At 58.5% G+C, this 26,916-nt stretch carries 23 protein-coding genes; 9 read left to right on the top strand and 14 right to left on the bottom strand.

The genetic code is table 11. From position 1 onward, the window contains the following. Positions 1-221 precede the first annotated feature (221 nt). Both yihI and hemN read left to right on the top strand, forming a co-directional pair. Positions 222-752, top strand: coding sequence for a Der GTPase-activating protein YihI (gene yihI, locus AFK65_RS19615; RefSeq protein WP_032805056.1), 531 nt, complete (start codon positions 222-224; stop codon positions 750-752). Positions 753-936: 184 nt separating this feature from the next. Further along, positions 937-2,310, top strand: coding sequence for an oxygen-independent coproporphyrinogen III oxidase (gene hemN, locus AFK65_RS19610; RefSeq protein ID WP_038858560.1), 1,374 nt, complete (start codon positions 937-939; stop codon positions 2,308-2,310). A 27-nt stretch (positions 2,311-2,337) separates the two neighbouring features. Here the strand turns inward: hemN and AFK65_RS21965 are convergent, their stop codons facing one another. From AFK65_RS21965 to glnA, 4 genes are all read right to left on the bottom strand, one after another. Beyond that, a complete protein-coding gene (locus tag AFK65_RS21965; protein WP_007703532.1) occupies positions 2,338-2,460 on the bottom strand; it encodes a YshB family small membrane protein in 123 nt (40 codons plus the stop codon). Between the two features lie 110 nt (positions 2,461-2,570). Continuing rightward, positions 2,571-3,980: a nitrogen regulation protein NR(I) gene (gene glnG, locus AFK65_RS19605; protein WP_038858563.1), complete on the bottom strand. Its 1,410-nt coding sequence runs from the start codon at positions 3,978-3,980 to the stop codon at positions 2,571-2,573. An 8-nt stretch (positions 3,981-3,988) separates the two neighbouring features. Further along, positions 3,989-5,038, bottom strand: a complete 1,050-nt coding sequence (gene glnL, locus AFK65_RS19600; RefSeq protein ID WP_038858564.1) for a nitrogen regulation protein NR(II) — start codon at positions 5,036-5,038, stop codon at positions 3,989-3,991. Between the two features lie 199 nt (positions 5,039-5,237). Then, positions 5,238-6,647 carry a glutamate--ammonia ligase gene (glnA, locus tag AFK65_RS19595; RefSeq protein WP_023899705.1) on the bottom strand — a complete coding sequence of 470 codons (1,410 nt, stop codon included), beginning with the start codon at positions 6,645-6,647 and terminating at the stop codon, positions 5,238-5,240. 378 nt (positions 6,648-7,025) lie between these two features. Between glnA and typA the strand changes: the two genes are divergently transcribed. Next, positions 7,026-8,849 (top strand): ribosome-dependent GTPase TypA, encoded by a 1,824-nt coding sequence (typA, locus tag AFK65_RS19590; protein WP_007703515.1) that lies wholly within the window; start codon positions 7,026-7,028, stop codon positions 8,847-8,849. 84 nt (positions 8,850-8,933) lie between these two features. Here typA and ompL read toward each other — a convergent pair whose 3' ends face one another. From ompL to yihU, 7 genes are all read right to left on the bottom strand, one after another. Continuing rightward, complete coding sequence (gene ompL / locus AFK65_RS19585) at positions 8,934-9,620, bottom strand: porin OmpL (protein WP_007703512.1); 687 nt, start codon at positions 9,618-9,620, stop codon at positions 8,934-8,936. A 74-nt stretch (positions 9,621-9,694) separates the two neighbouring features. Next, the gene (locus AFK65_RS19580; RefSeq protein WP_038858566.1) at positions 9,695-11,125 is read right to left on the bottom strand and encodes an MFS transporter; all 1,431 of its coding nucleotides are present in this window, start codon (positions 11,123-11,125) and stop codon (positions 9,695-9,697) included. Between the two features lie 48 nt (positions 11,126-11,173). After that, positions 11,174-12,568, bottom strand: a complete 1,395-nt coding sequence (locus tag AFK65_RS19575; RefSeq protein ID WP_038858568.1) for an MFS transporter — start codon at positions 12,566-12,568, stop codon at positions 11,174-11,176. Positions 12,569-12,614: 46 nt separating this feature from the next. After that, positions 12,615-14,639, bottom strand: a complete 2,025-nt coding sequence (locus AFK65_RS19570; protein WP_007703500.1) for an alpha-glucosidase — start codon at positions 14,637-14,639, stop codon at positions 12,615-12,617. 16 nt (positions 14,640-14,655) lie between these two features. Continuing rightward, positions 14,656-15,897 (bottom strand): sulfoquinovose isomerase, encoded by a 1,242-nt coding sequence (yihS, locus tag AFK65_RS19565; protein ID WP_038858570.1) that lies wholly within the window; start codon positions 15,895-15,897, stop codon positions 14,656-14,658. 14 nt (positions 15,898-15,911) lie between these two features. After that, positions 15,912-16,787 (bottom strand): sulfofructosephosphate aldolase, encoded by an 876-nt coding sequence (yihT, locus tag AFK65_RS19560; RefSeq protein WP_038858572.1) that lies wholly within the window; start codon positions 16,785-16,787, stop codon positions 15,912-15,914. A gap of 24 nt (positions 16,788-16,811) precedes the next feature. Beyond that, complete coding sequence (yihU, locus tag AFK65_RS19555; RefSeq protein ID WP_038858573.1) at positions 16,812-17,711, bottom strand: sulfolactaldehyde 3-reductase; 900 nt, start codon at positions 17,709-17,711, stop codon at positions 16,812-16,814. Between the two features lie 211 nt (positions 17,712-17,922). On the opposite strand from yihU, the gene AFK65_RS19550 reads away from it, so the two are divergent. The 6 genes from AFK65_RS19550 (at position 17,923) to fabY (ending at position 22,654) form a co-directional block, all read left to right on the top strand. Next, positions 17,923-18,822 (top strand): sugar kinase, encoded by a 900-nt coding sequence (locus AFK65_RS19550; protein WP_038858575.1) that lies wholly within the window; start codon positions 17,923-17,925, stop codon positions 18,820-18,822. 36 nt (positions 18,823-18,858) lie between these two features. Beyond that, entirely contained in the window at positions 18,859-19,662 is an 804-nt protein-coding gene (locus AFK65_RS19545; RefSeq protein WP_038858578.1) for a DeoR/GlpR family DNA-binding transcription regulator, read from the top strand. A 109-nt stretch (positions 19,663-19,771) separates the two neighbouring features. Then, complete coding sequence (gene yihX / locus AFK65_RS19540) at positions 19,772-20,371, top strand: glucose-1-phosphatase (protein ID WP_007703458.1); 600 nt, start codon at positions 19,772-19,774, stop codon at positions 20,369-20,371. Beyond that, a complete protein-coding gene (locus tag AFK65_RS19535; protein WP_038858580.1) occupies positions 20,365-21,234 on the top strand; it encodes a virulence factor BrkB family protein in 870 nt (289 codons plus the stop codon). Before yihX ends, AFK65_RS19535 begins: the two co-directional genes overlap by 7 nt. Beyond that, positions 21,231-21,668, top strand: coding sequence for a D-aminoacyl-tRNA deacylase (gene dtd / locus AFK65_RS19530; protein WP_038858583.1), 438 nt, complete (start codon positions 21,231-21,233; stop codon positions 21,666-21,668). The genes AFK65_RS19535 and dtd overlap by 4 nt, the downstream gene beginning before the upstream one ends. Positions 21,669-21,712: 44 nt before the next feature. Beyond that, positions 21,713-22,654 (top strand): fatty acid biosynthesis protein FabY, encoded by a 942-nt coding sequence (fabY, locus tag AFK65_RS19525; RefSeq protein ID WP_007703451.1) that lies wholly within the window; start codon positions 21,713-21,715, stop codon positions 22,652-22,654. Between the two features lie 127 nt (positions 22,655-22,781). On the opposite strand, the gene AFK65_RS19520 is transcribed toward fabY, so the two are convergent. The 3 genes from AFK65_RS19520 to AFK65_RS19510 all read right to left on the bottom strand — a co-directional run bounded on the left by AFK65_RS19520 (position 22,782) and on the right by AFK65_RS19510 (position 26,776). Continuing rightward, on the bottom strand, positions 22,782-24,464 hold the full coding sequence (locus AFK65_RS19520) for an AsmA family protein (protein ID WP_038858584.1): 1,683 nt from the start codon (positions 24,462-24,464) through the stop codon (positions 22,782-22,784). A gap of 121 nt (positions 24,465-24,585) precedes the next feature. Then, a complete protein-coding gene (locus AFK65_RS19515) occupies positions 24,586-25,986 on the bottom strand; it encodes a nucleobase:cation symporter-2 family protein (RefSeq protein WP_038858586.1) in 1,401 nt (466 codons plus the stop codon). A gap of 235 nt (positions 25,987-26,221) precedes the next feature. After that, positions 26,222-26,776: a fimbrial protein gene (locus tag AFK65_RS19510; protein ID WP_007703403.1), complete on the bottom strand. Its 555-nt coding sequence runs from the start codon at positions 26,774-26,776 to the stop codon at positions 26,222-26,224. Positions 26,777-26,916 lie beyond the last annotated feature (140 nt).

The following is a 26,916-nucleotide window of genomic DNA, read 5'->3' as shown; positions in this document are numbered from 1 at the left end:
TCGGAGACGTTAACAAGGATAAAGGAACACGACACGGAGCGTTGTCGGCTGAAGGAAAAACAGGGTTGGTTGTAAGCGCACCAAGACGGTGGATACCGATGACCGGTTAAAAAGTCAGGAAAAAAGGCGACAGGTTTACCTGTCGCCTTTTTTCTTTACTTGCTTTCTGCTAGATTCCGCCGCAATTCTATACTGTTTAAAACGGCCCAAGACGAAAAATTATGAAGCAACCCTCATCCTCTGTGCGTGGCAAAGGCCCCGCCAAAGCTAAAGCTCGCCGTAAAACGCGTGAAGAATTAAATCAGGAAGCCCGCGATCGCAAGCGCGATAAAAAGCACCGCGGCCATGCGCCGGGGAGCCGCGCGACGGGTGCCGACGCGTCCGGAAAATCCTCCGGCCAGTCTAAGCAGAAAGATCCGCGCATCGGCAGTAAGAAACCGATTCCGCTCGGGGTGAGCGACGCTCAGGACACCCGACCTCAGAAGCACCAACCACAACCTAAGAGTGAGAAACCTATGTTGTCACCGCAGGAAGAGCTGGACATGCTGGAGAACGACGAGCGCCTGGACGCGCTGCTGGAACGCCTGGAAGAGGGGGAAACCCTGAGCGCGGACGATCAGGCGTGGGTCGATTCCCGTCTCGATCGCATTGATGAACTGATGCAGCAGCTCGGCCTTTCTTACGACGACGATGAAGACGAAGAAGAAGAGCCGCAGGAAGATATGATGCGCCTGCTCAAAGGCGGAAACTAACCCTTCCGATGGGGCCGACCGTCCTGCTTATACTCCTTCCGATAGTATGTTATCTGGTGTGGTTATTCGTTAAACTACACCGGCTGTCGCGGCGCCAGAAGTGGCTGCGCAGCCGGCTTATCACCCGCCATCCGGGTGGGCCAGTTCGCCGAACGCGTCGGCGAAACCGTCGGAAGGAGTAAGCATGTCTGAGCAGGTAATCGACTGGGATCTGGCCCTCATCCAGAAATATAACTATTCCGGGCCGCGCTATACCTCATATCCCACGGCTCTTGAGTTTTCAGAAACGTTTGGCGAGCCTGATTTCGCGCGCGCGGTCGCGCGTTATCCCGACAGGCCGCTCTCGCTCTACGTTCACATCCCTTTCTGCCACAAGCTCTGCTACTTCTGCGGCTGCAATAAAATCGTCACCCGCCAGCAGCATAAAGCCGACCAGTATCTCGACGTGCTGGAGCAGGAGATTATTCATCGCGCGCCGCTGTTTGCCGGGCGTCGCGTCAGCCAGCTGCACTGGGGCGGCGGTACGCCGACCTACCTCAGCAAAGCGCAAATCAGCCGCCTGATGGGCCTGCTGCGCGCGAATTTCCGGTTCAACGACGACGCCGAAATCTCCATTGAAGTCGACCCGCGCGAAATTGAGCTGGACGTGCTGGATCACCTGCACGCCGAAGGCTTCCGCCGTCTCAGCATGGGCGTGCAGGATTTCAATAAAGAGGTGCAGCGTCTGGTGAACCGCGAGCAGGATGAAGACTTCATCTTTGCGCTCATCAAACGCGCGCGGGAAGTGGGCTTCACCTCAGCCAATATCGATTTAATCTACGGTCTGCCGAAGCAGACGCCGGAAAGTTTCGCCTTTACGCTGCAGCGCGTGGCGGAGCTTAACCCGGACCGCCTGAGCGTCTTTAACTACGCGCACCTGCCGACGCTCTTTGCCGCGCAGCGCAAAATCAAAGAGGCGGATCTGCCGTCGGCGCAGCAGAAGCTCGATATCCTTCAGCAGACTATCCAGTCGCTGACCCACGCGGGTTATCAGTTCATCGGTATGGATCACTTCGCGAAGCCGGATGATGAGCTGGCTATCGCCCAGCGTGACGGCGTGCTGCATCGTAACTTCCAGGGCTACACCACGCAGGGCGACACCGATCTGCTCGGTTTAGGCGTCTCGGCGATTAGTATGATCGGCGACTGCTACGCGCAGAACCAGAAAGAGCTTAAGCGTTACTATCAGGCGGTGGATGAGCAGGGCAACGCGCTGTGGCGCGGGCTTGCGCTGACGCGCGACGACTGCATCCGCCGCGACGTCATCAAAGCGCTGATCTGTAATTTCCGGCTCGATTTCGCTGAGATCGAGAAGACGTGGTCGCTCCGTTTCGCCGACTATTTTGCCGAAGATCTGCAACTGCTGGCGCCGCTGGCGAAAGACGGGCTGGTGGACGTGAACGCGCGCGGAATCACCGTGACGGCGAAAGGGCGTTTGCTGATTCGCAATGTCTGCATGTGCTTTGACGTCTATCTGCGCCGCAAAGCGCGGCTGCAACAGTTCTCACGCGTGATATAAAAAAAGCGGGCGTTACGCCCGCTTTTTTTAACTAAAGAAGTTGATTATCGCTGCGCAAAGCAGGGCGGCAATCGCCGTCTGGGGCGTATGGCCCGCGGCGGCGCCCGCTTCTGCGCTTTGCGTGGCGATATGGATCAGTGATTCCAGCATAATAACTCTCCCCCATAACCGCGCCCGATCATACTCAAGCCTGGCGGACAGTAAAGTACAAAATTAGAGCAATTTGCGGGCGGCAGCGTTTTTTTACACCGCCCTGCCGCTTACTCCATTCCCAGCTCTTTTAGCTTGCGCGTCAGGGTGTTCCGCCCCCAGCCCAGCAGGCGCGCGGCCTCCTGTTTATGTCCCTGCGTGTGCCGTAGCGCCGTGGTTAAAAGCGTACGCTCCATCTCCGGTTGCGCTTCGGAAAGCAGGTTTTGATGACCGGAACGCAGCGCCCTGTCGGCCCACTGCGCGAGCAGCGTTGCCCAGCTCTCCGGCAGCGCCTGCGACGGCGCGTCCGGCACGCTGGTTTCAAACAGCTCGGCCGGCAGATCCTGAATCAGCACTTCCTGGCCTGCGGCCATGACGGTGAGCCAGCGACAGGTGTTTTCCAGCTGGCGCACGTTGCCAGGCCACGCGAGACGCGTCAGCGCGGCTTCCGTCTCCGGGTGCAGTAGTTTGGCTTCCACACCCAGCTCGCGCGCCGCCACCTGCAGGAAATGGCGCGCCAGACGCGGGATATCCTCGCGGCGCTCGCGCAGCGGCGGCAGATGCACGCGGATCACGTTCAGGCGATGAAATAAATCTTCGCGGAATTTCCCTTCCTGGACGCGCAGCTCCAGGTTCTGGTGCGTCGCCGCGATAATACGCACGTCCACTTTCACCGGCGCATAGCCGCCGACGCGGTAAAACTGACCGTCCGCCAGTACGCGCAGCAGGCGGGTCTGCACATCCAGCGGCATGTCGCCAATTTCATCAAGAAACAGCGTGCCGCCGTCGGCCTGTTCGAAACGGCCCTGGCGAATCTGGTTCGCGCCGGTGAACGCGCCTTTTTCGTGTCCGAACAGCTCCGATTCGATAAGGTCTTTGGGAATGGCCGCCATATTCAGCGCGATAAACGGCGCTTTAACGCGCGGGCTGTGGCGGTGCAGCGCATGCGCCACCAGCTCTTTACCGGTGCCCGATTCGCCGTTAATCAGCACGCTGATGGAGGAGCGGGAGAGGCGGCCGATTATACGAAACACATCCTGCATCGCCGGCGCTTCGCCGATGATGTCGGTCGTCGGGCCGAAAACCTGCGCGCTGCGCGGCTGTTGCTGTTCCTGATAGTGGCTGATGGCGCGCTCGACCAGCGCCACCGCCTCGTCGATATCAAACGGTTTCGGCAGATAATCAAACGCGCCCTGTTGATAGGCGCTGACGGCGGCGTCGAGATCGGAATGCGCGGTCATAATGATGACCGGAAGCATCGGATGACGCTGTTTGATCTGTTTTAACAGCGTCAGGCCGTCCATGCCCGGCATACGAATATCGGACAGCAGCACGTCCGGGGTTTTAGTGCTCAGCGCGTCCAGCACCTCGTGACCGCTCTCAAAGGTGGTGCAGCTTAAGCCTGCTCCGGTGAGCGCGCGCTCAAGCACCCAGCGAATGGAGCTATCGTCATCGACGATCCAGACAATCCCTCGTTGCATAATCACCTCTATTTCCGAATAGGCAGGAAGACCGAGAACTCGGTATGGCCTGGCCAACTGTTAAATTCGATTTTTCCCGAATGCTGATCGATAAGATTTCGGGCGATGGAAAGCCCCAGCCCGGTGCCGCCTTCGCGGCCGCTGACCATCGGGTAAAACAGCGTATCCTGCAGATGCGCCGGAATGCCCGGCCCGTTGTCTTCCACGTCGATACGGGCGGCCAGACGGTAACGTACGCCGTGCAGCGTCAACTGAAACGCGGTGCGGGTGCGCAGCGTGATCTCGCCGCCTTCCTCGCCCAGCGCCTGGAGCGCGTTACGCACGATATTCAGCAGTACCTGTTCTATCTGGTCCGGGTCGTGGGTAAATTCCGGCAGGCTCGGATCGTAGTCGCGCACCAGCGTGACGTTTTCCGGCAGCTCCATAGAGACCAGCTTCACGACCCGCTCGGCCACTTTATGGATGCTTTCGGTGACGTGCATGCCCGGCTGCTGCGGCCCTAACAGGCGGTCCACCAGGTTACGCAGGCGGTCGGCCTGTTCAATAATGACTTTGGTATATTCCGTCAGCGACGGGTCGGGCAGGGCGCGGCTCAGCAGCTGCGCTGCGCCTCGCAGGCCGCCGAGCGGATTTTTGATTTCATGCGCCAGGCCGCGTACCAGGTCGCGCGCGGCGACTTGCTGGGCATGCTGGAGCTGCTCCTGGCTTAAACGTCGCTGATTATCCATCGGGGCCATCTCCAGCAGGATCAGGCCATCCGGCAGACGTTGCGCCGTCAGGGAAAGAATGTGCGAGCGGCCATCTATTACCAGCGTCACTTCGTTATCGGTAAATCCCTGGCCCGCGTTCAGGCTCTCCTGCATCAGGCTGATATTCAGGGAAAAATAACTCAGCAGCTCCGGTAAGGGCGTGCCGTAAAGCTTACGTGAGCTTTGCGCGAGCAACTGCTGCGCCGCCGGGTTGGCGTAATGCACCGCCAGCTCGTCGTCGACCAGTAAAATGCTATTGATTAATGCATTAAGGATCTGCCCAGCATCGGGCAGCGTGCCTGTTGCCATCCAGCAGTCCCCCAGGGTTTGCACCAATTTAGTGCATTATAGCGTTTTAACGCGAAAAAGACCGTTAAAACCGGTATCGGGCGGTGAAAAAAGCCCATCCGAAGATGGGCTAAAGTTTCCACGGCAACAAAAAAACATTCGCGGATTTCACGCAGTGGCGACAACCTGAAATCCGCTGGCTATCAACATCAATAAATCATTACACGCTGTAGTAGAGTTCGAACTCTACCGGGTGCGGCGTCATGCGAACGCGATCGTTCTCTTCGATACGCAGCGCGATGTAAGCGTCAATCGCATCGTCAGTGAACACGCCGCCTGCGGTCAGGAACTCGCGGTCTGCGTCCAGCGCCTGCAGGGCTTCTTCCAGAGAGCCGGCAACCTGCGGGATCTCTTTCGCTTCTTCCGGCGGCAGGTCATACAGGTTTTTGTCCATCGCTTCGCCCGGGTGGATCTTGTTCTTGATGCCGTCGAGACCGGCCATCAGCAGGGCAGCGAAGCACAGGTACGGGTTAGCCGCCGGGTCCGGGAAGCGCACTTCGATACGACGCGCTTTCGGAGACGCAACCACCGGGATACGGATAGACGCAGAGCGGTTACGCGCCGAGTAAGCCAGCATCACCGGCGCTTCGTAGCCCGGAACCAGACGCTTGTAAGAGTTGGTGGTCGGGTTAGACAGGGCGTTAATGGCTTTCGCGTGTTTGATTACGCCGCCGATGTAGTACAGCGCCTGCTCAGACAGACCCGCGTATTTATCGCCAGAGAACAGGTTGGTGCCGTTCTTGGACAGGGACATGTGGCAGTGCATACCGGAGCCGTTATCGCCGAACATCGGTTTCGGCATGAAGGTTGCGGTTTTGCCGAAGCGGTGCGCGACGTTATGCACGACATATTTGTAGATCTGAATTTCGTCCGCTTTCTTGGTCATGGTGTTGAAGCGGGTCGCCACTTCGTTCTGACCGGCGGTGGCCACTTCGTGGTGGTGCGCTTCAACGACCAGGCCCATCTCTTCCATGGTCAGACACATCACAGAACGGATGTCCTGAGAAGAGTCAACCGGCGGAACCGGGAAATAACCGCCTTTCACGCCCGGACGGTGGCCTTTGTTGCCGCCTTCGTATTTGGTGGAGGAGTTCCACGCGCCTTCGATGTCGTCAATCGCGACATGGGAGCCGGAGATGGAGCTGCCGAAGCGGATGTCGTCAAACAGGAAGAACTCAGGTTCCGGCCCGAACAGTACGGTGTCCGCGATGCCGGTGGAGCGCAGGTATTCTTCTGCGCGCTTGGCGATGGAGCGCGGGTCGCGATCGTAGCCCTGCATGGTGCCCGGCTCGAGGATGTCGCAACGAATAATCAGGGTCGGTTCTTCGTAGAACGGGTCAATGACAGCGGTGGAGGCGTCCGGCATCAGCACCATGTCAGATTCATTGATGCCTTTCCAGCCACCGATGGAAGAGCCATCGAACATTTTACCTTCTTCGAAGAAGTCGGCGTTCACCTGGTGGGCTGGGATGGTGACGTGCTGTTCTTTACCTTTAGTATCAGTGAAGCGCAGATCCACAAACTTCACTTCATGTTCATTCAGCATCGTCAGAACGTGTTCAGCGGACATACTTAACTCTCCCGGATTTGTCATTGTCGTCGTGGTAACGAGGTATTCAGTACTTATTAAAATTGGCGTTGCCGCCCTGTAATCTTTAAAGCGAAATCTGTGCCAACTTTCAAATTCCCCCAAAAAGGCGCTATGATGCGCGTCATAGTGCAAAAGGGCTGCACCACAATGGAGAGATTGCACCAATATAGTGCCTGTGTGTAAAAAACAAGCACTGTGTTGGTGCAATTTACGTTTAATAGCCCTTTTACCGCTGCGTGAAAAGGATCACAAAGCCTGGCGACAACACTTGTTTGCGTCAGATGATTGTGATCCTGTTTAGTCCTTCGATTAATACGTGTACAATAACGCGCTATTTCTAATGCCTGAGGCAAAGTTGTGATCGAAAAATTGCGTAACATCGCCATCATTGCGCACGTTGACCATGGTAAAACGACCCTGGTTGACAAGCTGCTGCAGCAATCCGGTACGTTCGACGAACGTGCTGAAACTCAAGAGCGCGTGATGGACTCCAACGATTTGGAGAAAGAGCGTGGGATTACCATCCTCGCGAAAAACACCGCGATCAAATGGAATGATTACCGTATCAATATCGTTGATACCCCAGGGCACGCCGACTTCGGTGGTGAAGTTGAACGTGTAATGTCCATGGTTGATTCCGTGCTGCTGGTGGTTGACGCATTTGACGGCCCCATGCCGCAAACGCGCTTCGTGACCAAGAAAGCATTTGCCCATGGCCTGAAACCTATCGTGGTTATCAACAAAGTTGACCGTCCGGGCGCGCGTCCTGACTGGGTTGTGGATCAGGTGTTCGACCTGTTCGTCAACCTCGACGCGACCGACGAGCAGCTGGACTTCCCTATCGTTTACGCGTCCGCGCTGAACGGTATCGCGGGTCTGGATCACGAAGACATGGCTGAAGACATGACCCCGCTGTATCAGGCGATTGTCGACCATGTACCGGCGCCGGACGTCGATCTTGACGGCCCGCTGCAGATGCAGATCTCCCAGCTGGACTACAACAACTACGTTGGCGTCATCGGCATCGGCCGTATCAAACGCGGTAAAGTGAAGCCGAACCAGCAGGTCACTATCATTGATAGCGAAGGCAAAACCCGTAACGGTAAAGTCGGTAAAGTACTGGGCCACCTGGGCCTGGAGCGTATCGATACCGATCTGGCGGAAGCGGGCGATATCATCGCTATCACCGGTCTTGGCGAGCTGAACATCTCCGACACCATCTGCGATCCGCAGAATGTCGAAGCGCTGCCGGCCCTGTCCGTTGACGAACCGACCGTTTCTATGTACTTCAACGTCAACACCTCTCCGTTCTGCGGTAAAGAAGGTAAATACGTTACCTCTCGTCAGATCCTTGACCGTCTGAACAAAGAGCTGGTGCACAACGTGGCGCTGCGCGTTGAAGAGACCGAAGACGCTGACGCGTTCCGCGTTTCTGGCCGTGGCGAACTGCACCTGTCTGTTCTTATCGAGAACATGCGTCGTGAAGGTTTCGAACTGGCGGTTTCCCGTCCGAAAGTTATCTTCCGCGAAATCGACGGCCGTAAACAAGAGCCGTTCGAGAACGTGACGCTGGACGTTGAAGAACAGCATCAGGGTTCTGTGATGCAGGCGCTGGGCGAGCGTAAAGGCGACCTGAAAAACATGAATCCGGACGGCAAAGGCCGCGTACGTCTCGACTACGTGATCCCAAGCCGTGGCCTGATCGGCTTCCGTTCCGAGTTCATGACCATGACCTCCGGTACCGGTCTGCTGTACTCCACCTTCAGCCACTATGACGATATTCGTCCGGGCGAAGTGGGCCAGCGTAACAACGGCGTCCTGATCTCCAACGGTCAGGGTAAAGCGGTCGCGTTCGCGCTGTTCGGTCTGCAGGATCGCGGCAAGCTGTTCCTAGGTCACGGTGCGGAAGTCTATGAAGGCCAGATCATCGGTATTCACAGCCGTTCTAACGACCTGACGGTAAACTGCCTGACCGGTAAGAAACTGACCAACATGCGCGCGTCCGGTACGGACGAAGCGACGGTTCTGGTTCCGCCTATCAAGATGACCCTGGAGCAGGCGCTCGAGTTCATCGATGACGACGAACTGGTCGAAGTTACCCCGCTGTCCGTACGTATCCGTAAACGTCACCTGACGGAAAACGAACGTAAACGTGCTATGCGCGGTGCGAAAGAAGAGTAATACGGTGCGTCCGTAAACCGGGCAGGCGTTCCCGCCGCCCGGTATGAATAAAAAGCCGCTGAAGATTCAGCGGCTTTTTTTATGTCAGAACGAATACCGTAACCCGAGACGGAGTCGGTACTGCTCACGGTGATAGTCGTTCCAGCGGTCCAGCCACTGCAACTCGGCATAGGGCAGCCAGTGCTGATCGAGCTTATAGCGAAAGCCGTTGGTGATTTCCCAGTGGTGGTCTTTGCCGTTTTTACTGTGGTAATCATTCACCCGCTGAAAGAAGTGCGGCTCAAACGTATACGCAAGTTTATCCGTGACGTTAAAATTCCAGTAATTAGCGAATTCATGCGTGTCGTTTTTATCCCTCTGCCCGTTAAAATCCGGCGTGTCGTAATTATTGTGGTTATAGCGATAGCGGACCGTCAGATTAAACCAGGGCGTAAATTTATAGTTAGTGTCTAAATAGAGCGCGCCGCCGGAGCCGTCGATACTGTCATTAATCAGTCCGCCGGGCTGGAACGTCAGGTTTTCTGTTGGTTTAAATAACGGATACCAGCCTTCGATTTCATTGTAGCTGTGCTTGATCTCGTCCCATTTCCCCACATTGTAGGCGTTGGTGGCCATCAGACCGGCGCCCATATCAAAGTTATAGCCCGCGCGCAGAATAACCTCGTGCAATTCCGAGGCGGTGTTATACGCTTCACGGGTTTCGACATAGGCACCCGCGAAAGCCGCGCAGGGCACAGACGAACAGAGCAGTGCGGTTGCGATTCTCTTCATAGTATTTCCCTATAACAGGTACAGAAAGGCCGCCCCCTCTGTAAACAGAAGGGGAGGAGCGAAGATGGTTATCGTTATAACGTGACGGCTGAGGCTTTATTGTCGGCGCTGACTTCCGGGGCGGCGGCGACATATTTCTTCCGCCTGGCGATTTCCTCAATAATAAAGGCGAAGCGCTGTTCATTGAGCTTATAAAACAGCCCCATCGTGACGGCCGCGATAATCGCCAGCCCGCAGGGCCAGAGGAAAATCAGCTGGCGCAGGCCATCAAGCGTCGCAGGCGTTTGCAGCGCATTCGGCACATAGCCAATCTCCGTGAGCATAATGCCGGGCAGAAACCCCGCCAGCGCCGCGGAAATCTTGCGGGAGAAGGTATAGCCGGTATAGACCGATCCTTCGGCGCGGATGCCGGTTTTCCATTCGCCGTAATCCACGGTATCCGGCACCAGCGCCCAGTTCAGGCTATTCACAAACGCGGTACCGAAAAACGCCATGCAGGAAAACAGCACAAAACTGAGTGATGTCGCGCCCCAGACGTAATTGAAAATATCGCCGAGCGCCCAGAGCGTCAGCCCGCCGAGATAAACCTGTTTTTTGCCAAAACGCTTCACCGCGCCCGGCACCATAAACACGCCTACCAGAATGCAGCCCATGCTGAAAAAGCCCATCCACGACAACAGATGCAAATCGTTTAGCACGTACTGCGTGTAGTAGACCTGAATGGCGAGCTTGATGTTAAACGCCGCCAGCGTGCAGAGATTGGCGATGCACAGCACCAGCAGCGGCGGGTTCCGGAAAATCGCGCAGAACGATTTCAGCATGCCGGGCTTATGCCCGGCGGGCACCACTTCCACGTAACGCTCGCGCACGCCGCGGTAGCAGAAGAACATGCTGATAAGCCCGACTACGGCGAAAATCAGCGCCGCCGTCAGGTAGCCCTGCGACGGGCGCGCGGTAAAGAGCGACTGGATCGGCATAAAGCCGACGGTACAGAGCAGCAGCCCGAGCGTCGCGCCGCCCTGGCGCCACGCGGCGAGATGCGCGCGCTCCTGCGGATTTTTAGTGATGGCGGGCACCATCGCGCCATATGAGCAGTTCATCAGGCTGTAAAACAGGCCGAACAGCATAAACAGCACTGTGGCGAGCACGGTTTTCATGGTCAGCGGCAGATCGTTTGCCACAAATTGCGCCGTCGCCACCAGCGCCACCGGGAAGGAAGCGAAAAGAATAAACGGCCGGAATTTGCCCCGTGGGCCAGGCGCGCGGCGTGAGTCCACCAGCACGCCGGTCAGCATATCGGTCAGCGCCGTGAAAAACTTCGCCACCAGAAAAATCACGCCGCCGTAAAAGGCCGGCAGGTGAAGCTCATCGGTATAAAATTTCAGAAGGTAGAGCGTCCCGATGCACAGCATCAGGTTGGAGCCAAAATCGCCCATGCCGTAAGAAAACTTCTCCCGCAGGCTCAGCCGCAGCGTCAGCGGGTCCTGCCTGGTGAATGCCGTCATAGCCGTTCCTCAAAGCGAGGGCCCGCGCAGGCGCGGGCACCGTGATGGTTACGCGCCAGGCGAAAACGCCCGCTTGCGGTTTTCCAGTTCATCCACAATCCGCACGTACATCTTCTCGTTAAGGTTGTAGAAAAAGCCCATCGCGACGATCGTCACCACCGCCAGCACGCACGGCCAGATGAAAATCAGCTCGCGCAGGCCTTCGGTCGTGGCGGCCGACTGTACGACGTTCGGCACATAGCCGATTTGCGTCAGCATCATGCCGGGGAAAAATCCGGCCAGCGCCTGGGAGACTTTGCGAAAGAAGGTGAAGCCGGTATAGACCGTGCCTTCTGAGCGCACGCCGGTGCGCCACTCGCCATACTCCACCGTGTCGGAGACCAGCGCCCAGTTCAGGCTGTTCACAAACGCGGAGCCGAAAAACGCGAGGCAGGAGAACGCCACAAAGCTCACCGAACCGCTGCCGAAGGCATAATTGAGAACGTCGCCCGCCGCCCAGATCAGCAGCCCGCCGATATAGACTTTCTTCTTACCAAAGCGCCGCACCGCGCCCGGCATCAGGAAGACGCCGATAAAAATGCAGCCCATGCTGAAGAAGCCCATGTACGAGAGCAGAATCGGATCGTTCAGCACGTACTGGGTGTAATAGACCTGAATGGCGAGCTTGATGTTAAACGCGCCGAGCGTGCAGAGATTGGCGATGCACAGTACGAACAGCGGTCGGTTACCCGCGATGGCGCGAAACGACGCCAGCAGCCCCGGCTTGTGCGCCGGGCTGGTGGCCGCGGCTTCCACATACCGCTCGCGCGTACCCGCGTAGCACCACCACATAAAGAGCAGGCCGAAGAGCGAAAACAGCGTGGCGGCGAAGATATAGCTCAGCTGCGGGTTACCTTCGATAAGATTCATCACCGGCACAAAACCGACGGTACAGAGCAGCAGGCCAAGCGTCGCGCCGCCCTGACGCCACGCGGCAAGCGACGCGCGCTCATCCGGGTTTTTTGTAATGGCGGGCACCATCGCGCCATACGAGCAATTCATCATGCTGAAAAATAGCCCATAGAGCATAAATAGCACCGTCGCCATCACGGCTTTGCCGGTTATCTCAAACGGCGTGCCGACGAAATTCGCGATAGCGAGTAGCGTCACCGGAAAGGCGGCGTAGAGCACGAAAGGCCGGAACTTGCCCTTCGGCCCGATCCGGCGGCGCGAATCGAGCATGATGCCGGTGCCCATGTCGGTAAACGCCGTAAAAAACTTGGCAATCAGGAAGATAATGCCGCCATAAGTCCCCGGCAGCCCCAGTACATCGGTATAGAACTTCAGCAGATACAGCGTGCCGATATCCAGCAGGATATTGGAGCCCAGATCGCCCATTCCATAGGCGATCTTTTCCTTCAGTGGCAACCGCGCGGTAGTCGGTTCGGTAGCGATCTGACTCATTATTTTTCTCCTTTTGCCCGCGCGCTATGGTCGCGGGCGAGTCTTATCAGAGGTGGCGCAGCGTGGCGAAAAGGGACTGCCATTCGCTGCCCTCGCGGTAGAACACCGGCGGTTTGCCGAGCGGCGCATCCACCGTAATGTCGCCGCCGCCGTGCGTTTCGCCGGTCCAGACGTTTACCCAGCGATCATCCGGCAGCCACAGCGTCCAGTCCTGGCGTCCTTCCTCATACACCGGCGCCACCAGAAGATCGCGGCCAAACAGATACTGATATTTCAGCGTGTAGGCGCGGGGCTGGTCCTCATAGTGCAAAAACAGCGGGCGCATCACCGGCAGGCCGGTGCGGGCGTTCTGCGCCACCGCCTGTTTGATATAGGGTTTGAGCGTGGTGAAAATTGTCGTCATGCGGGCGAAATGCGCGATGGTTTCCGCGTCGCCGTCGAATTGCCAGTTATCGCCGGGGCGGTTGCCTTCATGGGTGCGCATCATCGGCGTAAAGGCGCTGAAATCGCACCAGCGTAGCAGTAACTCTTTGCTGCGTTTCATTTCAAACAGCGTGGTGTAACCGCCGATATCGCTGTGGTGCAGGCCGTGCCCGGACATCGCCAGCGACAGCGCGGCGGGGATCACCGAGGCGAGCCCGTCGTCGAGACTCCAGTCGACGTTCTGATCGCCTGCCCACATCATCGTGGAGTATTTCTGGCTACCGGTATAACCGGCGCGCATAAAGAACAGCACCTCGCCGAGTTTGCCGGTCTCCTCAAGCGCCTCGTAGTTGCATTTCGCCCACAGCGCAGGCCAGGCGTTATGCATAATTTCCGCGCTGACGCCGTTATGCAGGTGCGTGTCGGTCGGCAGATACTCGCCAAAGTCGGCCATCCAGCCGCCGCAACCCAGTTCGATCAGCTGTTTTTTAATGACTTCTTTATACCAGGCGTACGCTTCCGGGTTGGTCAGGTCGACGACGCCCGCGTAGAACTCGCCAAACTCGACGTGATACTCCTTGCCTGCGGCATCTTTTGTCAGATAACCACGCGCCGCCGCCTCTTCGCACAGGTCGCGATCGCTTGCCACATACGGGTTGATATAAGCGAGAAACTGCACGCCTTCGCGTTTCCACTGCGCGATGCGTGTATCGAGTTGCGGGTAGAGGTCGCGGTTCCATTTCCAGTTCCACATCACGCGCTTGCCGAAGGAGGTCATCCGGATGCCGGACCAGTCCTGCGCCCAGATACCGTTCACCTTCACGCCGCCGCGGCGCATCACGTCGAGTTTCTGCTGGCAGACCTCGGTGCCGCCCTGAATGCCGAGCGTCACGCCATCGTATATCCAGTCCGGCAGCTCCGGCTGGCGGCCCAGCAGGCCGGTGAGTTTTTCCAGCAGTTCAATGTAGGTCGGCGCGCATTCAAAGCGCAGCGTGGCGTGGTTTTCCCAGAACGCCAGCTCATGGTAGTGCGGCGCGCTGAAATCGAAATTCATATAGCCGCTGTTATCAACGTGGCAGTAGTACTTCTGGGTGCTGACGAAGGTCGGCTGCGGGAAGAACGTCCAGTAGTAGTCGCCGCCCGCGTTCTCTTTACAGTCGGCAAGCCAGGTGACGTGGCTCTGTTTATTGCGGCCCACGCCCTGTTCGCTGGTCCACAGCGGGAACGGTTTACCGCGCAGGTCAAAGTAAGAGAACTGCTCGCCGCAGCCGTAAATATGGTCTTCTGGCTGCGCCGCCAGCCGCAGCCAGAGACGATTGTGCGCGACGGCGTCGTTGTTGAGCTTCAGCACCAGGCGCTGGTGGTCATCGGTGCTCACCTCAAGCGTGGCGCCGACCGCATCGCCGCGGGTAAAGCGGATCACCCAGCCTGAGGGGCGCTCGCTGACGGTCGCCTGCGTCAGGGCGATTTTTTCATTAAGCCGGTCTTTAATGCTGAAGTTGCCGCGGAACATCTCGATATCCGCGTCGCCTGCGCCCGCCCACAGGCAGGGGGCATCCACGGAGTGGGACAAAATCAGGCGATTTTCCCAGCTGAGGGTGAAACCATTTTCATTATTTTTCAGATCTATATTGTGTAGGGTACGCATAAAAACTCCGCCTTTATTATTTGGCCAGGCTATCCAGTAAACCTGCGGCTACGGCAGGGGCTAAGCCCGGCGCGAGCGGCAGGCGAGGGATAACCAGGCAATGCAGCAGATGGTAGATATCCTGTTTGCCGTCCCAGACTTTGGTGGTCACCTGATTGTTCTCGTCCAGCTCCTGCCACCACGAGCCGTTTTCGTAATCCATCAGGTATTTCATGCAGTAGTCCCACCATTTCTGATACCAGGCTTCGTACTGCGGATCGCCGGTGACGTTATAGAGCGCCCAGGCGGTGCCCATCGCCTCGACAATCGGCCAGCGCACGCGTTCACGAACAATCGGTTTGCCGTCCCAGCCGACGGAGTAGACAAAACCGTCTGCGCCGTCCGGCGCCCAGGCGTCGCGGATCGTGGCGTTAAACAGGCCTTTGGCGTCTTCCAGCAGCCATTCCGGAGCCGCATCGCCGCGCGCGATTAGCGCGGCGCGCAGGTGCAGCATCAGGCGGCCCCATTCGATCCAGTGGCCCGGCGTGCCGCCATAGGCGCGGAACCGGTGAGCCGGGTTCTCTTTGTTGTAATCGCGGATGGGGTTCCAGCGGGTGTCGAAGTGTTCATTGACGCGGTAATCGCCTTTACGGGCGACGTCGTGAATGATGACCGAGGCGACGCGCAGCGCGCGATCCAGCCATTTCTTGTCCTGAGTGACGTCGTAGACGATAAGAAACGCTTCGACGGCATGCATGTTGGCGTTGCCGCCGCGGTAGTTTTCCGTCTCGGTGAAGGCTTCATCCCAGGACTCCAGGCACATCTGCTCCTCTTCGCTCCAGAAATAGTTCTCGATCACCGCAATGGCGTCATCCAGCAGCGCGCGGGCGGCGGGATGGCCGGTGGTGACGGCGCTGGCGGCGCCGAGCAGCACGAAGAAATGCTGATAGCCCTGCTTGGAGGCGTCCATCACGCCCTTGTCATTTACGCAGGCGTACCAGCCGCCATGTTTTATATCACGCAGCGGGCCGTTAAGGGCGCTGATGCCATGCTCCACCAGCGCGTAAGCGCCAGGGCGGCCCATCAGGGCGGCGACGGCGTAAACATGCAGCATACGGGCGGTGATCCACAGATGCGTGCCCATCTCCTCTTTCACCTGGCCGTTATTCCCCAGCCAGCCAAAGCCGGTGGGTACGGCGGCGTTGCGGCCAAACGCGAAAATACGGTCGGTTTCCTGTTCCAGCCAGCGGTGGTGGCTCAGTGTGTTAAACCATTTCATTGTCTGTTCTCCTTTCAGCGGCGAGCCATCATGTCGTCCACAATTTCCCCTAAGCGGCGCAGCTTCGGCAGCGCCACGTCACGCAACATCATGTCGGTATCCGGCAGCCCGATAACCGTCGACCAGACGGCGCGGCCGGCGAGAAAACCACTGGCGCCCGCGCTCATCGCGATGCGCACGGCACGCGGGAAGAGTTTTTCATCGACGCCGGAGGAGAGGATCACCCACGGCATATTGATCTGGTCATTGAGTTTCTGCGACGCGCCAAGCAGTGCGCTGGCGTCGCCGCGCCCTGAAAGCGGCATCTCGACTTTATAGAGATCGGCGCCGCTGTCGCCGAGTTCTTTCGCCGCCGCGATAATCGCCTGCTCGCGGTCAAACTTATCGCCGCGGCGCGGCGGGCGAACCACCGGCTCGATGATGCTAAGCAGCCCCTGCGCGTGGCATTTCTCGTTAAAGGCTTTCACCATCGCGAGGCGCTGCTGCGAGTCTTCATCGCTGCGCCACAGCACCAGCAACTTGAGCGCTTTGCCGCCCTGCTGGCGCACCGCCTGCGCGTCGACGGCGTCATCCAGCGTCACGCTGTCGACGGGGATACCGTTGCCGGGGATAAACTGGTCGGCGGCGACAATCATCGCGCAACTGTCTGCGATGGCCTTTTGCTCCACCACCTGCGGGTAGCAGAACTGGCGGTCCACCAGAATGGCGGAGGCATACGGTGAAAGAACGCGCGCGGCGTTGAGCTTAAAGTCAGTCAGTACGGCATCGGCGACCGGCGTCGTCGCGCCCGCGGCGGCGAACATCAGGCGCATCGCTTCGCGCTGATCCACCGCCAGCATGGCGAATCCGCCGGACGGGCGGGCAATCTCTTTCAGGGTGTATTTTTCCATCAACGTTTTCCTTAAGGGTGAATGTCAAAGCGCGGCCTGGCGCGGCGTCAGCCCGGCGCTGACGCGAACCTGCTCTAAAATGGCGGACCAGTCCTGACGACCGCGCCCGCTGGCGCGCGCCTGGCTGTAGACTTCCCGCGAGGCGGCGCCAAGCGGCATCGGCACATGCAGCTGATTCGCCACGTCCAGCGCGATGCTTAAATCTTTATGGGCAAGGTCAATCATGAAGGCGGGCGAGAGATCGCCTTTGAGTACTTTGTTGGGCCAGGAGGTGGTGAAGTGGCCTTTACCGGCAGGCGTGCCGCTCATTACTTGCAGCGCCACGTCGAATGAAAGGCCCAGCGCTTCGCACAGCACAGCGGCTTCGGCGGAGAGCGCGTTGAGCGCGATGCTCATGTAGTTATTGATAAGCTTGACGCGAATGCCCATCCCCGGCCCGCCTGCGCGGATGAGCTCTGAGCCCATCGCCATCAGCACCGGTTCGGCACGCGTCACCTGCTCCTGTGTACCGCCCGCCAGCAGCAGCAGCGTGCCGGATTTCGCATGATCCGAGGTACGGCCTACCGGCACATCCATCATGCTAAAGCCGCGCGCGGCGAGATCGCTTATCAGCCTGTCGGTTTGCAGCGGGTGAATGGTGGACATGTCGATAACCAGCGCCTCGCGTGAGAGAGACTGGCAGACGCCGTTATCGCCAAGCAGCACCTCGCGCACCAGATCGCCGTTCGGCAGCATGGTAATCACGAATTCCGCGTCCTGGGCGGCGGCCTGCGGCGTGGCGCACGCCATCGCGCCCTCTGACGCCAGCGTCTCCACGGCGGTGGTGTTTACATCGCACACCTGCAACCGGTGCCCATGGCGCAGCAGGTTTGCCGCCATCGGCGCGCCCATCTGTCCCAGTCCGATAAATCCAATCGTCGCCATAACATGCTCCTGTCAGCGTAAAAGCGGGATGTCAGTTTTGTCATTCATGATGGGTTATTTTTGTCTGTTTATGATCGTATTTGTAATTTAAAGTCAAAAAATTGACAGGTATCACTTTTTTACGATCCGGGGAAATTAAAATGCCGCTATGTTGGTTAACAGGAACAGTGACGGGCGCAGGCCCGTCCTGAGCGCAAACAGAGAGGAAGCTATGGTTCGCATCGCGTGTGTGGGTATCGCCGTACAGGATCGCATTTATACGCTGGAAGCCCTGCCGCAGGAGGGCGGCAAATATGTGGCGCAACAGTATCGCGACGTGGGCGGCGGCCCGGCGGCAACGGCGGCCGTGGCGGCCGCGCGACTGGGCGCGCAGGTGGATTTTATCGGCCGCGTCGGCGATGACGCGACGGGCAAACAACTCTTTGCGGAGCTGGAATCGCTGGGGGTTAATACCTCGCTGGCGCGCCAGATTACGGGCGCGTGCTCGTCGCAGTCGGCCATTCTTGTCGATGCCGCGGGCGAAAGAGTGATTGTTAACTATCCCAGCCCCGATCTGCCTGATGACGCGAGCTGGCTCGATGACATCGACTTTGGCCGCTACGACGCCGTGCTGGCGGATGTGCGCTGGCATGAAGGCGCGACGCGCGCGTTAACGCTGGCGCGTCGGGCCGGGGTGATGACGCTGCTGGATGGCGACGTCACGCCGCAGGATATCCGCTCGCTGGTGGCCTTAAGCGATCACGCCGCGTTCTCCGCGCCGGGGCTGGCGCGCCTGGCGCCGGGGTTGTCGCCGCAGGACGCACTCAAAAAGACAAAAACGCTCACACACGGTCATGTGTATGTCACGCTCGGCAAAGAGGGCTGTCTGTGGCTTGAGAATGACGACACGTTGCATCGCCAGGCCGGGTTTACGGTCGAGACAGTGGATACCACCGGCGCGGGCGACGTTTTTCACGGCGCGCTGGCGGTAATGCTGGCTCGCGGCGAATCGCCGCAGGAGGCGGTGCGTTTCGCCAGCGCCGTCGCCGCGCTGAAATGCACCCGCCCAGGCGGGCGCGCCGGGATCCCCGACTGTGATCAAACCCGCTCTTTTCTGTCTCTTTTTGTATAAAATGCCCGGCGAGCAATGATTTTAAGGGGATCGTTCATGAGCCTTACCGGAGTGACGGGCAATCCGCGCCACGATCAGCTGATCGGGCTTATCGCCGAGCGGGGATATATGAATATCGACGAGCTGGCGCAACTGCTGGACGTCTCCACCCAGACGGTGCGGCGCGATATTCGCAAGCTAAGCGAACAGGGACTGATTACCCGGCATCACGGCGGCGCGGGGCGGGCGTCAAGCGTGGTGAATACCGCGTTTGAGCAGCGCGAGATCTCCATGACCGGGGAGAAAATCGCGATAGCCCAGGCGATCGCCGACTATGTGCCGGACGGCTCCACGCTGTTTATCACCATAGGCACCACGGTGGAGCAGATTGCGCGCGCGCTGCTGAACCATAATCATCTGCGCATTATCACCAACAGCCTGCGCGTGGCGCATATTCTCTACAAAAACAGCCGTTTTGAGGTCATGGTGCCCGGCGGCACGCTGCGCCCGCACAACGGCGGCATTATCGGCCCTGGTGCTTCTGCGTTTGTGGAAGGGTTTCGTGCGGATTATCTGATAACGAGCGTCGGGGCTATCGAGAGCGACGGCGAGCTGCTGGAGTTTGACGTGAATGAGGCGAATGTGGTGAAAACCATGATGGCCCACTCGCGGCACATCTTACTGGCGGCCGATCATACGAAATACCACGCCTCGGCGGCGGTCAGTATTGGCAATCTTTCGCAGGCCACGGCGCTCTTTACCGACCGGCAGCCGGGATCATCGCTGAACACGATTTTAAAAGCCCACCAGGTTGAGCTGGTGCAGGCGCAATCGCCGTCTGGCGACGACACCGACCGTTAATTTCCTCACGTCACGCGCGGGCGATGCAAAACCCGCGCGTCAGCACATAGTCAAAGTTCGCCTTTCTCGCTACAGTTAACATTCACATGGCCCGAAAGGAGAGTGAGTCATGCTCTATATCTTTGATTTAGGTAACGTCATTGTAGATATCGACTTTAACCGCGTGCTGGGCGTCTGGAGTGATTTCAGCCGCGTGCCGCTGGCGAATCTGCGGCAGAGTTTCTCCATGGGCGAGCCGTTTCATCAGCACGAGCGCGGCGAGCTGAGCGACGAGGATTTCGCGAAGGCGCTATGCGAAGAGATGGCGTTGCCGCTGAGCTTTGAACAGTTCTCCGCGGGCTGGCAGGCGGTGTTTGTCGGGCTGCGCCCGGAAGTAATTACTATCATGCAGCAGTTGCGCGAGCAGGGGCATCGCGTTGTGGTGCTCTCCAATACTAACCGGCTGCATACGACGTACTGGCCGGAACAGTACCCGGAAGTGCAGGCCGCCGCCGACGCTATCTATCTCTCTCAGGAGATGGGGATGCGCAAGCCGGAGCCGGAAATCTACCAGAAGGTGCTGGAGCAGGAAGGTTTTAGCGCCCGCGACGCCGTGTTCTTCGATGATAACGAAGCCAATATCGACGGCGCGCGCAAGGTGGGCATTACCAGCGTGCTGGTGACTGACCGTAAAACTGTACCCAGCTATTTCTCCAATCCCGCATGTTAAAAACCGTTCATCAAAAAGTGGCCCGTCGTACCGGGCCGCTGCTCGCCTGGCTTAAGCTGCTCTGGGCGCGGATCGATGAAGATAATATGACGACGCTTGCCGGTAACCTGGCGTATGTGTCGTTGCTTTCGCTCGTGCCGTTTGTGGCGGTGATTTTCGCGCTGTTCGCCGCGTTCCCGATGTTTTCTGACGTCAGCCTTCAGCTACGTCATTTTGTGTTCGCCAACTTTATGCCCGCCACGGGCGACATTATTCAGCGTTATATCGAACAGTTCGTCGCCAATTCCAGCAAGATGACGGCGGTTGGCGCGCTGGGGCTGATTGTCACCTCGCTGCTATTGATGTACGCCATCGACAGCGCGCTAAACACCATCTGGCGCAGCACCCGTAAACGCCCGAAGGTTTATTCCTTTGCGGTTTACTGGATGATCCTGACGCTTGGCCCGCTGCTGGCGGGCGCAAGCCTGGTGATTAGCTCGTATCTGCTGTCGCTGCGCTGGGCGAGCGGCTTTAACACCATGATTGACGAAGTGCTGCGTATTTTCCCGCTGCTGCTGTCATGGCTTTCGTTCTGGCTGCTCTACAGCGTGGTGCCGACGACGCGCGTGCCGGCTCGTGATGCGTTGATTGGGTCGCTGGTGGCCGCGCTGCTCTTTGAACTGGGCAAAAAGGGTTTTGCCCTTTACATCACGATGTTCCCTTCTTATCAGCTGATTTATGGCGTGCTGGCGGTCATCCCTATCCTGTTTCTCTGGGTCTACTGGACCTGGTGTATCGTCTTGCTTGGCGCTGAAATTACTGTCACTCTCGGGGATTATCGCAAATTACGACAGGCCGCCAGAGAAGAAGCTGAATCAGTATGATTGCATTAATTCAACGTGTGACCCACGCCAGCGTGCGCGTGGGAGACGAAGTGACGGGTGAAATCGGGCCGGGACTTTTAGTGCTGTTAGGTGTCGAAAAAGACGACGACGAGCAGAAAGCGAACCGGCTGTGCGAGCGCGTGCTCGGCTACCGCATCTTTAGCGACGATCAGGGCAAAATGAACCTGAACGTGCAGCAGGCGGGCGGCAGCGTGCTGGTGGTGTCGCAATTTACGCTGCCGGCGGATACCGAAAAAGGCCTGCGCCCGAGCTTTTCGCGCGGCGCGCCGCCTGAGCAGGCTGAGGCCCTTTACGACTATTTTGTCAGCCGCTGCCGGGCCGCGGGCATGACCACCGAAACAGGACGTTTCGCCGCTGATATGCAGGTCTCACTGACGAATGACGGCCCCGTGACGTTCTGGTTGCAGATATGAACCAGATGCCAGCGTGGTCGTGGACAACAAGAGAGAGTACCGCTATGTATCACCTTCGTGTACCCGAAACAGAAGAAGAACTTGAGCGCTACTACCAGTTCCGCTGGGAGATGTTACGCAAACCGCTGCATCAGCCGAAAGGCTCCGAGCGGGACGGCTACGATGCGATGGCCCATCATCAGATGGTGGTGGATGAAGAGGGCAACCCCGTCGCCATCGGGCGGCTGTATATCAATGCCGATAACGAAGGCTCGATCCGCTTTATGGCGGTCGACCCGGCGGTGCAGGAGAAAGGGCTCGGCACGCTGGTGGCGATGACGCTGGAATCGGTCGCGCGCCAGGAGGGCGTGAAGCGCGTGGTCTGTAGCGCGCGCGAGGACGCCGTAGAGTTTTTCGCCAAGCTGGGCTTTGTGAATGAGGGCGAGATCACCACGCCGCAAACCACGCCGCTGCGCCACTTCCTGATGATTAAACCGATAGCCTCGCTGGATGATATTCTTCACCGCGCCGACTGGTGCGCGCAGTTGCAGCAGGCGTGGTATGAGCATATTCCGCTTAGCGAAAAGATGGGCGTGCGCATCCTGCAATATACCGGGCAGAAATTCATTACCACGATGCCGGAAACCGGCAACCAGAATCCGCACCATACGCTGTTCGCGGGCAGCCTGTTTTCGCTGGCGACGCTGACGGGCTGGGGGCTTATCTGGTTGATGCTGCGCGAGCGGCATCTTGGCGGGACGATTATTCTGGCCGACGCGCATATTCGCTACAGCCGACCGATTACCGGCAAGCCGGGCGCGGTAGCCGATTTAGGGTCGCTGAGCGGCGATCTCGACCGTCTCGCGCGCGGGCGCAAAGCGCGCGTGCAGTTGCAGGTGGAGCTTTCGGGCGACGAGACGCCCGGCGCGGTGTTTGAAGGGATTTATATTGTGTTGCCCGCCAAACCTTTCGGGCCGCTGGAAGAGGGCGGCAACGAGGAGGAGTAGGCATCAGGGCCGGGTTTTTTGATCCGGCGGGTGCGCTGCGCTTACCCGCCCTACGATCCCTGACGTTAACGCGATAACGTAGGGCAGGTAAGCGCAGCGCACCTGCCGTCTCGTCACTACCCGGCCATCATGCCCCCGGCACGACGCCGTTCTGCATGGTTTGCTGTACCTGCTGCCCATTTTTGCCGGTCGCCTGCAACTGCCCGTTAACGCTCGGGCGCAGCGGCGCGTCTGCCGCCAGGCTGCCGCTCGCGGTGAGCTGTAAATTACCGTCGCCCTCCAGCGGCACCTGCGGCCATCCCCAGTTATGCAACACGTTGACCGGCACCGCGCGGCCATTCAGGCTCACCGTCGTCATTCTCTGCGGCAACTGGGAGATCGTCGCGGTGGCCTGCAACATCCCCTGGCCCGCAAACGCGCTCAGCTCGCTAATGGCGATGGTGGAAGGGTTCGCGTTCAGCGTCAGCGACGGGCGGCGCACGTCGACGCGGTTAAACGTCGCGGCGGCGGCGTTCAGCGTGGCGTTGCCGCCCCAGATGCCCCATTCGCCGTTACGCGCCAGCTGCAGATTATTGCCCCATGCGTCCAGCGCGGTGAGCTGGAACGGCCATTCAGGATCGATATCGATAATCAGATTGCGGCTGCCGGAGAGCTTTTTCACCGTCACGGTTTGCAGCCACGCGGGCAGCTTCTCCTGCCAGCGCTTTTTCCAGTCGGCAGGCAGGGTATATTCCAGCCCTGCCAGCGCCAGCTCATCGAGCGTTAGCGCGTTGCCTGCCCGCTGCCAGACGCCGGAGGTTCGCACCATGCCGCCTTCCCAGCGCGAACTGAACTGACGCAGCGCCACGCCCTGCGCTGAGAGATCGGCGTTCACGATAGGGTCGAGAAAATGCAGCGAGCCGTATACCACCTCGCTGGCGTTCATCGACACCTTGCCGTCATCGCTCTGCCAGCTGCCGTTCACCAGCGTCAGATTGCGCAGGCTGATATCCAGATCGGTCGCCGCCCAGCCAGGCCCTTCGAGCCGCGCGTCGGTCACATCAACGCGCCCGAGCGCGAGCGAGGGCAGCGTCGTCAGCGGTTGCAGCAGATCGCTTACCGATTTCGCGGTTTGCAGACGGATATCGCTTAAGCGCAGATTGTCCACCACCCAGCCGCCGTTCGCTAATCGACGCGCGTTGCCGGTGAGCGCGCCGCGGGCGATATCGGCGCCAAGATTGGTGATGGTCACTTCGTCATTGTTGATCTCCCCCTGCACCAGCACATTGCTGGCGGGCATACCGTTCAGCGTCAGCGAGCCTGCGCTCAGGGCGATATCCGCCTTGCTGCCGAGGATTTTCCCCGCTTCCGGCAGCCACGGGCTGATGCCGCCGTTAACGCGCTGCGCGCTGAGATCCCAGCCGGTTTTCGGGCTGTTAAACGCCATGTCGCTTAGCTGAAGGCGGTCAGCGCGAAACGGCAGCGGCGCGGTGGAAGGGGATAAATTCAGCGTGCCTTTATAGAGCAGAATGGTATCGACGTGCATCGGCTCGGTGACCTGGCGGCTGCTCAGACCGATATCCACCTTTTGCGCCACCAGCGTGGCGGGCTGACCGTTGCGTCCGAACGTCACATTTTTGAGCACCAGATGCGAAGGCGCGGAAAAGCTGTGGTCCATTTCATCAAAGGTAATGTGATAGCCGCTGTGCTGGTTTACCCAGCCGGTGAGCCAGCCCGCGCCCCAGCGCGTCTGTAACAGCACATAGAGCGCGAGCAGAATCAGCAGAACGGCGGCGATCAGCGCAACGATGAGCTTTCCGAGAAATTTCATTGTCTTCCATCCTGTGAACTTCCGATGATGGATTTATGCACTATTCGGGCGAATTGCTCAAGGCGGGGATTGTCAACGGAGGTGTCAGCGATGGCGGCGCAGCGCCGCCATCGGCAGGGGATCAGTCGTTGGTCTGTTTTTCCGGCGGAAAAATCAGATTCAGCACAATGGCGGTAATGCCGCCCGCGGCGATGCCGGAGGAGAGCAGGTTTTTCACCCAGTCCGGCGCGAACTGCAGGATCAGCGGCTGCTGCGAGACGCCGAGGCCCACCGCCAGCGAGAGCGCGATAATCATGATCGCGCGGCGGTTTAACGGCTCGCGGGAGACGATACGCACGCCGGAGGCGGCGATGGTGCCAAACATCACAATCGTCGCGCCGCCCAGCACCGGCTCAGGAATATGCTGAACAAAACCGCTCACTGCCGGGAACAGGCCAAGCGCAATCAGCATCAGCGCCACCACAAAACCGACATAGCGGCTGGCGACGCCGGTCAGCTGGATCACGCCGTTGTTTTGTCCGAAGCAGGAGTTCGGGAAAGTGTTGAACACGGCGGAGACAAACGAGTTCAGACCGTTCGCCAGCACGCCGCCTTTCAGGCGTTTCATATACAGCGGGCCGGAGACCGGCTGTTCGGAGACGTCAGAAGTGGCGGTGATATCGCCGATGGTTTCCAGCGACGTGATCATAAAGACCAGCATCAGCGGCAACAGCAGGTTCCAGTCGATGCCGAGCCCGTAATGCAGCGGTGTGGGGATCATGATCAGCGCGCTTTGCGCAGGCGCCGCAGTGTGCGGCAACATATCCATCGCCCAGGCCAGCAGATAACCCACCGCCATCGCAATTACCAGCGAGGCGACGCGCAGGTACGGGTTACGCTGGCGGTTAAGCAGAATAATCACCGCCAGCACCGCGCCCGCCAGCAGCAGGTTTTTCGGCGCGCCGAAGGTGTGATCGCTCATCGCGGCATAGCCGCCGCCAATTGATGTCAGCCCGACCTGAATCAGCGACAGACCGATGATCATCACCACCACGCCGGAAACCAGCGGTGTGATAATGCGGCGCGCCAGGTGCAGAACGCGGGAGATAACCATTTCAGTGCAGCTCGCCAGCATCAGGGTGCCAAACAGCGCGGCCATCATGGTCGGCACGTCCGCGCCGCCGGTTTTCAGCGCCGTACCGCCCATAATAAGCGGCGCCACGAAGTTAAAGCTGGTGCCCTGAATGGAAAGCAGCCCGGAGCCGACCGGCCCCCACGCTTTAATCTGAATAATCGATGCCACGCCCGAGGCAAACAGCGACATGCTGATGATGTGCTGGGTGTCCTGCGCGGGCAATCCCAGAGCCTGACAGATCAAAAGCGCAGGTGTGATCACCGCAACGAACATCGCCAGAAGATGCTGGCAGGCGGCAAACAGCGTTTGCGGCAGGGGCGGCCGGTCTTCCAGACGGTAAATCAGTTCGCTATTCTGCGCGGGCGCAACCGTTTGCGCATTTTCAGACTCAAGGGTGTTAACGGACATCGACATAATCCCACGGTGGAAAAGCGGACATTCTAGCGGAGTGCATCACAAAAGCAAACGATTGCATACGGGTATGCTTAGCGACGCCGCGAAGACTGGAGACCACCAGGTAAAGCGAGGCATATCGTCCGGCGGATAGCACTCATTGATGAGTCAGGAAGGCGTGTTCAAAGAGGATCTGAAAAGGCCTGGGTGGTGTCGATTTCCCCTCTCCCGCAGGAGAGGGGAAAGTCTGTTAAAGGCGCTCAATCTGGACAATGAGACTGCCGTAAAGCGTACCCGGCGACACGGTCTGATTAGTTAATTTCACAGCCTGGATACCGAAAACAGTTTTTCCGGTAGCATCCGGGACGAGCAACGTATCGCTATTAATAGCAACCGGTGTGTTATCTTCCCTGAAGATGCCCATGCCGATGCCTTTCGCGCTGTTTTGTGAGAGATAGCTATTGGCTAATGTCGTGCCATCCGCATCATCGGCTTTACCGATAAACCTCACGCTAATATGACCATCTTGTGCGGCCTTAGCGCAGGAGTCCCCTTCGCCGACATTGCTGATGTGAATATTCGTCATTTCAGGCGCTGTGGCGTTACTGCCTTGATTTACCAACTCTGAAACATGGGTATAAAGTGAAACCGTCTCTTTATTGAGCGTGACCTGGCAACGATCCAGCTTTGCATTCACCTTTCCGGTTATCGATACCGTTGCCGGAATATCATTTGTTGCGGCATTTGCTATGCCTGAAGACAGGAGCGTAGCGAAAAACAATCCTGTCAGATGCTTTTTATTCATGATAACTCCTTGATGTAATAATAAAGGGTGCATCAATCAGGGCGACATTTATCCTGATGTTGCGTCTTATACATAAAGCGGGAGAATGAATTTTAAAGTGCCGGGAATAACGGGTATCCATTCCGTTTTTATGTAATCTC

The organism is Cronobacter universalis NCTC 9529 (assembly GCF_001277175.1).
Taxonomy (GTDB): Bacteria; Pseudomonadota; Gammaproteobacteria; order Enterobacterales; family Enterobacteriaceae; genus Cronobacter; species Cronobacter universalis.
Note: the sequence above shows the minus strand (reverse complement) of the source record. Positions and strands in the feature narration are given on the sequence as shown.

Coding starts and splice junctions, on each gene's coding strand:
- yihI (WP_032805056.1), top strand. CDS start 222: ATGAAGCAACCCTCATCCTCTGTGCGTGGCAAAGGCCCCGCCAAAGCT.
- hemN (WP_038858560.1), top strand. CDS start 937: ATGTCTGAGCAGGTAATCGACTGGGATCTGGCCCTCATCCAGAAATAT.
- AFK65_RS21965 (WP_007703532.1), bottom strand. CDS start 2,460: ATGCTGGAATCACTGATCCATATCGCCACGCAAAGCGCAGAAGCGGGC.
- glnG (WP_038858563.1), bottom strand. CDS start 3,980: ATGCAACGAGGGATTGTCTGGATCGTCGATGACGATAGCTCCATTCGC.
- glnL (WP_038858564.1), bottom strand. CDS start 5,038: ATGGCAACAGGCACGCTGCCCGATGCTGGGCAGATCCTTAATGCATTA.
- glnA (WP_023899705.1), bottom strand. CDS start 6,647: ATGTCCGCTGAACACGTTCTGACGATGCTGAATGAACATGAAGTGAAG.
- ompL (WP_007703512.1), bottom strand. CDS start 9,620: ATGAAGAGAATCGCAACCGCACTGCTCTGTTCGTCTGTGCCCTGCGCG.
- AFK65_RS19580 (WP_038858566.1), bottom strand. CDS start 11,125: ATGACGGCATTCACCAGGCAGGACCCGCTGACGCTGCGGCTGAGCCTG.
- AFK65_RS19575 (WP_038858568.1), bottom strand. CDS start 12,568: ATGAGTCAGATCGCTACCGAACCGACTACCGCGCGGTTGCCACTGAAG.
- AFK65_RS19570 (WP_007703500.1), bottom strand. CDS start 14,639: ATGCGTACCCTACACAATATAGATCTGAAAAATAATGAAAATGGTTTC.
- yihS (WP_038858570.1), bottom strand. CDS start 15,897: ATGAAATGGTTTAACACACTGAGCCACCACCGCTGGCTGGAACAGGAA.
- yihT (WP_038858572.1), bottom strand. CDS start 16,787: ATGGAAAAATACACCCTGAAAGAGATTGCCCGCCCGTCCGGCGGATTC.
- yihU (WP_038858573.1), bottom strand. CDS start 17,711: ATGGCGACGATTGGATTTATCGGACTGGGACAGATGGGCGCGCCGATG.
- AFK65_RS19550 (WP_038858575.1), top strand. CDS start 17,923: ATGGTTCGCATCGCGTGTGTGGGTATCGCCGTACAGGATCGCATTTAT.
- AFK65_RS19545 (WP_038858578.1), top strand. CDS start 18,859: ATGAGCCTTACCGGAGTGACGGGCAATCCGCGCCACGATCAGCTGATC.
- yihX (WP_007703458.1), top strand. CDS start 19,772: ATGCTCTATATCTTTGATTTAGGTAACGTCATTGTAGATATCGACTTT.
- AFK65_RS19535 (WP_038858580.1), top strand. CDS start 20,365: ATGTTAAAAACCGTTCATCAAAAAGTGGCCCGTCGTACCGGGCCGCTG.
- dtd (WP_038858583.1), top strand. CDS start 21,231: ATGATTGCATTAATTCAACGTGTGACCCACGCCAGCGTGCGCGTGGGA.
- fabY (WP_007703451.1), top strand. CDS start 21,713: ATGTATCACCTTCGTGTACCCGAAACAGAAGAAGAACTTGAGCGCTAC.
- AFK65_RS19520 (WP_038858584.1), bottom strand. CDS start 24,464: ATGAAATTTCTCGGAAAGCTCATCGTTGCGCTGATCGCCGCCGTTCTG.
- AFK65_RS19515 (WP_038858586.1), bottom strand. CDS start 25,986: ATGTCCGTTAACACCCTTGAGTCTGAAAATGCGCAAACGGTTGCGCCC.
- AFK65_RS19510 (WP_007703403.1), bottom strand. CDS start 26,776: ATGAATAAAAAGCATCTGACAGGATTGTTTTTCGCTACGCTCCTGTCT.